At 64.5% G+C, this 6,794-nt stretch carries 8 protein-coding genes; all 8 read left to right on the plus strand.

Annotated elements, in window-relative coordinates:
- The first annotated feature begins 66 nt into the window (after positions 1-66).
- Positions 67-1,155, plus strand: coding sequence for a hypothetical protein (locus KQH53_20300; GenBank protein ID MCB2229028.1), 1,089 nt, complete (start codon positions 67-69; stop codon positions 1,153-1,155).
- 171 nt (positions 1,156-1,326) lie between these two features.
- Positions 1,327-2,979 carry an AMP-binding protein gene (locus tag KQH53_20305; GenBank protein MCB2229029.1) on the plus strand — a complete coding sequence of 551 codons (1,653 nt, stop codon included), beginning with the start codon at positions 1,327-1,329 and terminating at the stop codon, positions 2,977-2,979.
- Between the two features lies 1 nt (position 2,980).
- Positions 2,981-4,222 (plus strand): Tm-1-like ATP-binding domain-containing protein, encoded by a 1,242-nt coding sequence (locus KQH53_20310; GenBank protein MCB2229030.1) that lies wholly within the window; start codon positions 2,981-2,983, stop codon positions 4,220-4,222.
- 1 nt (position 4,223) lies between these two features.
- Positions 4,224-4,769, plus strand: coding sequence for an NUDIX hydrolase (locus KQH53_20315; GenBank protein ID MCB2229031.1), 546 nt, complete (start codon positions 4,224-4,226; stop codon positions 4,767-4,769).
- A 10-nt stretch (positions 4,770-4,779) separates the two neighbouring features.
- On the plus strand, positions 4,780-5,451 hold the full coding sequence (locus KQH53_20320; GenBank protein MCB2229032.1) for a CBS domain-containing protein: 672 nt from the start codon (positions 4,780-4,782) through the stop codon (positions 5,449-5,451).
- Between the two features lie 24 nt (positions 5,452-5,475).
- A complete protein-coding gene (locus tag KQH53_20325) occupies positions 5,476-5,853 on the plus strand; it encodes a hypothetical protein (GenBank protein MCB2229033.1) in 378 nt (125 codons plus the stop codon).
- A gap of 17 nt (positions 5,854-5,870) precedes the next feature.
- A complete protein-coding gene (locus KQH53_20330) occupies positions 5,871-6,428 on the plus strand; it encodes a UbiX family flavin prenyltransferase (GenBank protein ID MCB2229034.1) in 558 nt (185 codons plus the stop codon).
- A 31-nt stretch (positions 6,429-6,459) separates the two neighbouring features.
- Positions 6,460-6,794, plus strand: a 335-nt coding sequence (locus KQH53_20335) for an FAD binding domain-containing protein (protein ID MCB2229035.1), incomplete at its 3' end; no start/stop codon positions are given.

The following is a 6,794-nucleotide window of genomic DNA, read 5'->3' on the forward strand; positions in this document are numbered from 1 at the left end:
GTTACGCCATGCTTGCCGTGGACAAGGCGCCCCTGGCCTTTTGCGGCGAGCCATCACGGAGCACGCATGAGCCGAACTCAACCCCTGGTTTGCTGGTTTCAAGAGTGCCACAAGGACTCGGTGCCCCTGGTGGGCGGCAAGAACGCATCCTTGGGCGAGTTGATCAACGCGGGCATCCGGGTCCCTCCGGGCTTTGCGGTCACCACCGAGGCCTATCGGCGCTTTATCAGCCAGGGCGGGGTGGACCGCGAGATCAAAGACGCTTTGGCCGGGTTGGACCATGAGGACTCCGCCGCCTTGGACCAGGCCAGCTCCCGCATCAGAGGCTTGATCGAATCCTGCCCCATCTCCACCGAGCTCGAAGACCACATCGCCGATTACTACCGCCGGTTGTCCAAGATCTGCGGACTTCCCGCGTCTCCGGTGGCGGTGCGTTCCAGCGCCACCGCCGAGGATCTGCCCGGGGCCAGCTTCGCCGGCCAGCAGGATACCTACCTGTGGATCCGCGGGGCCGAGGGGGTGCTGGAGCACGTGCGTAAGTGCTTCTCCAGTCTTTTCACCGCCCGGGCCATCGCCTACCGCATCAAGATGGGCTTTGCCCAGGAAGAGGTGGCCCTGAGCGTGGGCATCCAAAAGATGGCCAACGCATTCACCGCCGGGGTCATGTTCACCCTCAATCCGGCCAACGGCGACCGCTCAATGATCGTCATCGATTCCAATTTTGGTTTCGGGGAGTCGGTGGTTTCCGGCGAGGTCACCCCGGACAACTTCCGGGTGGACAAGGTGACCATGGAGATCGTGGACAAGACCATCTCCAAGAAAGAAGTCTACTACACCCTGGAGCCGGCCGAGCACTGTTCGCGCAAATTCACTCTTCCCAAAGAGCGGCAGATGTCCCAGTCCACCATCGACAAGGACGTGCTCGAGCTGGCCCGCATGGGCAAGATCATCGAACAGCATTACCGATGCCCCCAAGACATAGAGTGGGCGGTGGATAAAGACATGCCTCAGACCGGCAGCGTGTTCATTTTGCAGAGCCGGCCGGAAACGGTCTGGAGTTGCAAGTCGTCGGACAAGCCGCCCGAGACGGGGAAGAAGAAGACGGCCATGGATCATATTTTGTCCAATCTCATGATGGGCAAGAAGCTCTCTTAAGGGGTTCAGCCCGGGAGAGGGCGCCGGGAAGTTGCATATCGCCTGTTAAACACGGCTGCGAGGGCCCGCGCAGCCGGCAAATCCAGGCCAGTCAGATCGAGACAAAGGGGCGGTGTCCGCCGGCCCTACACGGGAAGCTACGCCCAAAAACAGGCAAGGAGGCCAGCCAAAATGAAGCCGATCAGATACACCCAAGCCATGATCGACGAGTTCAAGGGCGATGGCTATTGGACCGACGAGACCTTCTTCGACTTTTACGACCGCAACGCAACTCAATTGGGTGACAACGAGGCCTTGGTGGACTCGCAGTACAGGGTCACCTGGGCCCAGGCCAAGGATCTGACCAACGCCATAGCCACCGCCTGGGCCGAGGGCGGCCTGCCCAAGGACGCCCGGGTGATCATCCAGTCGCCCAACAGCGTCTACGGCTTCCTGGCCCGCATCGCCGCCGAGCGGGCCGGGCTCATTTCCCTGACCGTGTACCCCTATCTGCGGCAGCGCGAGTTGGAATACATGATGGAGCTCACCCAGGCCTCAATGGTGGTGATCCCCCACGTGTACCGCAAGTTCGACTACCTGGAGATGTACAAGGGGTTCATGCAAAAGTTCCCCAGCCTGAAGCAGGTTTACCTGTTCGACGAACAGGTGCCCGCGGCAGCTCCGGAAGGCACCAAGAGCCTGGTGGCCACCTCCCAGGAGTACCTGGGCCGCATCGACCTGGGGCTTTTGGATTCGCGCCGCCTGGACACCACCGGCGACGTGGCCCTGTTGACCACCACCACCGGCACCACCGGCATTCCCAAGCTGGTGGAGTGGCCCATCGCCTCGCGGGTGTGCACCGCCAAGGGGCGCATCGACATCTGGGGCCTGAATCAGGACGACATCACCATGGCCGTGGCCCCCCATGCCGGCGGCGCGGCCGGCACCCTGACCTACTTCGCCGCGCCCATGGCCGGGGCCAAGACGGTGATGCTCGAGGAGTTCGACCCCCACCTGGCCTTGGAGGTCATGGCCAAGGAGAAGGTCACGGCCATCGGGGTGGTGCCCACCCACCTGGTGCGCATGCTGGAGCAGGACATAGAGTCTTTCGACCTGTCCAGCCTGCGCTTCATTCGTTCGGCCGGCGGCTATCTGCCTCCCAAGGTGGCTTCCGAGGCCGAGGAGCGCTTCGCGGCAGCCATCACCAGCGACCTGGGCACCCAGGACGTGGGTTCGGTGAGCGGCTGCCGGGTCACCGATTCGGTGGAGGTGCGGCGCGGCTCGGTGGGCCGCCCCCTGCCGGGCAACGTGGTCAAGCTGCTTGATGACGACGGCAAGCAGGTACCCGATGGAGAGCCCGGGGTGTTGTGGTTCAGGGGCCCCCATGCCCCGGCCGGCTATTACCGCGACGAGGATCTCACGGCCACGGTTTTCAACCCGGACGGCTGGAGCACCACCGGCGACATCGTCAAGCTCGACCAGGAGTGCCTGTGGATCATGGGCCGTAAAAAGGACATGATCATCCGCGGCGGCCAAAACATCTATCCCGCCGAGCTCGAGGGGATGCTCAACAACCATCCCGCCGTGGGCTCGGTGGCGGTGGTGGGCATGCCCGACGAGGAGATGGGCGAAAAGACCTGCGCCTACGTGACTCCCAAGCCCGGGGCTTCGTTCAGCTTCGCGGACATGGTGGAATTCCTGCTGAGCAAGCAGATCTCCAAGTACAAGCTTCCCGAGCGCTTGGAGATCATCGAGGACATGCCCACGGTGGGCGACTCGGGCAAGATAAACAAGGAAGACCTGAAAAAGGATATCGCGGCCAAGCTCGCGGCGGAAAAGGCCTGACATGTCAGCCGCGATACTGCTCATATCCACCCTGGACACCAAGGCCCAGGAAACCCGCTACCTGCGCCAGCGCATGGAGCGGGGCGGGGCCGAGGTTTTGCTCATGGACCTGTCCATGGGCGCGGCCTCGGATGAGAGCTGCGAGATTCCGCCCAGCGAGGTGGCCGCCGCCGCGGGGTGGAAAATCGAAGACATCCGGGCCTCCCGGGAGCGGGCCAAGATAACCGCGGCCATGATCCAGGGCGCAGTGAACATCGCCTCGGAGCGTTTCGCCGGTGGACGGCTGGACGCGGTGGTGGGCCTGGGCGGCTCCACGGGCTCCCTGATGGCCACGGAGGTGATGCGGGCCTTGCCCTTCGGCCTGCCCAAGCTTATGATTTCCTCTACAGCCGCACTGCCCGGTTTGGCCACCCGCTACATCGACACCGGGGATCTGCTTTTGTTCCACACCGTGGTGGAGATCGCCGGGCTTTCGCCCCTGCTGACCAGCGTGCTGGACCGGGCCGCCGCCGCGGCCTTGGCCCTGGCCAAGGTGCCGGTGATCAACCCCGAGGCGGTCGGGGGCCAGGGCCTGGTGGCCATGAGCATGTTCGGCCCTTGCGAGCGCTGCGCCCACCAGGTGCGCCTGAAGCTGGAGGAAAAGGGGTTCCAGGTCATCGGGTTTTCCGCCGCCGGGGTCTGTGACCGGGCCATGGAGGATATGATCGCCCAAGGCTACTTCGCGGGGGTGGTGGACCTGGCTCCGGGCGGCGTGGGCGAGCACCTGTTGGGGGGCATGCGCTCGGCCGGGCCCCACCGCCTGGAGGCGGCGGGCAAGCGGGGCATCCCCCAGGTCATCGCGCCCAGTGGGGTGAACCTGATGAGCCCGCGCAAGTCCCGCTACAAGCCCGATTATCACCAGCGCCGCAAATACGACTTGGACAAACTGAGGACTTTCCTGCGCCTGGACCCGGAGGAGCTTCGGGAAGTGGCCCAGGCCTTCGCGGACAAGCTGAATCAGGCCCAGGGGCCGGTGACCGTTTTGGTGCCCACACAGGGCTGGTGCTCCTTTGACCGCGAGGGCGGATCGGTCTTTGCGCCGGAAGAAGACCGGATCTTTACCCAAGAGCTCAGGGCCCGGCTCAAGCCCGGGGTAACCCTGCGCGAGGTGGACGCCAACTTGGAGGACGACGCCTTCGGGGATGCGGTGGAAGAGGCCTTTTTGGATTTGCTGCCGCCGGTCGAAGTCGGGCTAGAGGCATAGCATGGCCAAACCCTGGCCCTTGATAAGTTCACAAACAGTCAGCGACGTGGGGCTGTTTTCCGTCACCCGCGACCGGGCCCTTTCGCCGCGCACCAAACAAGAGCGGGACTTTTGGGTGGTGCACATGCCAGATTGGTTGCACATGGTGGCGATCACCGCGCAAGGGCTGCTGGTGCTGGTGCGGCAATACCGCCACGCCAGCCGGCGTAGCGGCCTGGAGGTGCCCGGAGGGCTGCTGGACGCTTCGGACCCAGACCCGGCCGCGGCCGCGGCCCGCGAGCTCAGGGAGGAAACCGGCTATGCCGGCGGCCAGGTGGCCGATCTGGGCACCTACTGGCCCCAGCCCGCCTTGCTGGCCAACCGGGTCCACTTTTTCGCGGCCTCCGGGGTGGAGCTGGCCGGCGACCAGGAGCAGGACGCGGGCGAGGACTTGGAGGTGGTTTTGGCCGGGCCCGGGGAGCTGGAGAGGCTGTTGGCCAGCGGCGAGATTCACAACGCCATGAGCGTAATGGCTTTGGGCCTGGCCCGTCAGGCCGGAGTGCTTTAGGGGAGGGGAAATGATTCTGCGCAACTGGATGGAAAGGGAACCGGTCACCGTCGCCAGCGACACCCTGGTGGCCGAGGCTATCTCCTTGCTGGTGGAGGAGAACCTGCGGGCCTTGCCGGTGGTGGACGATGGAGTGCTGCGGGGCCTGGTGACCCGCAAGGATTTACAGGGCTGCGCCACCGCCGTGGCCCGGGCCCAGAACGAGCACGAGAACGACTACTTTCTCCACCGCCTGAGGATCAAGGACATCATGATCCGCATGCCCAACACGGTGGAAGTAGGGGACACGGTGGAGTCTTGCATGCTCAAGGGGCAAGAGGAGCTCATCCGCAACTACCCGGTAATGGATCAGGGGAAGTTGGTGGGCATGATCTCCTCGCTGGAACTCTTTTCAGCCCTGAGCAGCATTCTGGGGGCCAATGAAATCTGGTGCGGCATCACCTTGGAGGCCATGCCCATAGAGAGCGGCACCATCGCCAAGGTGACCCAGGTGGTGGAGGATACCGGCGCGATTCTTTTCGGCGTTTTCACTATGCGTCTGCCTGGCGTGGAGGGGAAACGGATCATCCTGCGTTTTGACGGGGGCGCTGATGTGGAAACGGTGGCCCGGGCCCTGGAGCAAGCCGGCTACCGGATTTTCGAAAAAACCAATGCCGTGCAAACTTGCGGCCATGAATCATAAGGCAAGCGGCGGGATGATTTCGGCATGAACACCGTCACGGTAAAAACCGCCGCCGGGCGCTACAACTTGGAAGCATCGGCGGTATGGATCGGCCCTGATCTTCTGGTCTACGTGTGGGGCGGCGAGGCTCCCCACATCGGGTCGGTGGCCATGGCCACTCCGCGGCCCAGCCTGGCCGATCCCGCGCGCGCCAGCTCCACCGCCTCGGTGTTCACCTACGTGGGCCACAAGGAAGACGCCCTGGCCAAGGGGATGGCCGAGCGGCTCTCCGCCGCCTTGGAGGCCAAGGTGGTGGTGACGGCGGGCATTCACTGGGACGGCCTGGACCGGACGGGCATCGGGCAGGTGGTGGACAACAGCGAGGCTCTGCTGGCCCTTTTGCTGGCGGAGCTGAGCAAGTGAGGGAGTCTGTGGGACAGTTGCCGTTAGTGCTGGGCATCAGCGGAGCCAGCGGAGTGATCTACGGGGTGGAGGCGCTCAAGGTGCTTCGGGATCTTGGGCAGCCCTGCCATCTTATCCTTAGCGAGGCCGGTGCGCGCAACCTGGCCATCGAGACGGACTACACCGTGGAGCAGGTCAAGGGCATGGCCGCCAAGGTTTACGAGGTGGGAGACGTGGGGGCCGCGGTGGCCAGCGGCTCCTTCCGCCACCGGGGCATGTTGGTGGCTCCCTGCACCATCAAGACGCTCTCGGCCATTGCCAACTCCTTTAACTACAACCTGCTCATCCGGGCGGCCGACGTTTGCCTTAAGGAGCGCCGCCCCCTGGTGCTCATGGTGCGCGAGACGCCCTTGCACAAGGGTCATTTGGAGCTGATGAGCAGGGCGGCGGATATGGGGGCGGTGATTCTGCCGCCGGTGCCGGCCTTTTATCACCGGCCCCAGAGCATCATGGACCTGATCCACCAGAGCATCGGCAAGGCTCTGGACCTTCTGGGCATCGAGCACGATCTGTTTAGGCGCTGGGACGGCCAATAGGCGCCCGGCATTTTATTCGCGGAGGCCAAGCATGCTTCTACCCAAGTTTGCCTTTCACCAACCGGCCGGCGTGGCCGAGGCGCTGGAGATCATGGCGCAGTACGGTGAACGGGCGGCAATCATCGCCGGCGGCACTGATCTGCTGGTCAACATGAAACACGGCAAGCTGGCTCCGGCCCAGCTCATCGGCCTTGAGCGCCTTGATGATCTGGCCGGGCTGAGGGCGGAGGGCGACGCGCTGGTGGTGGGGCCCCGCCTCACCGCCTCGGCCCTGGCCGTCAGCGCGGAGCTTAGCGGCGCGGCCAAGGTTCTGGCCCTGGGCGCGGGCGCGGTGGGCTCGCCCCAGGTGCGCAACCGGGCCACGGT

The sequence above is a fragment of the Desulfarculaceae bacterium genome, assembly GCA_020444545.1.
Lineage (GTDB): Bacteria > Desulfobacterota > Desulfarculia > Desulfarculales > Desulfarculaceae > Desulfoferula.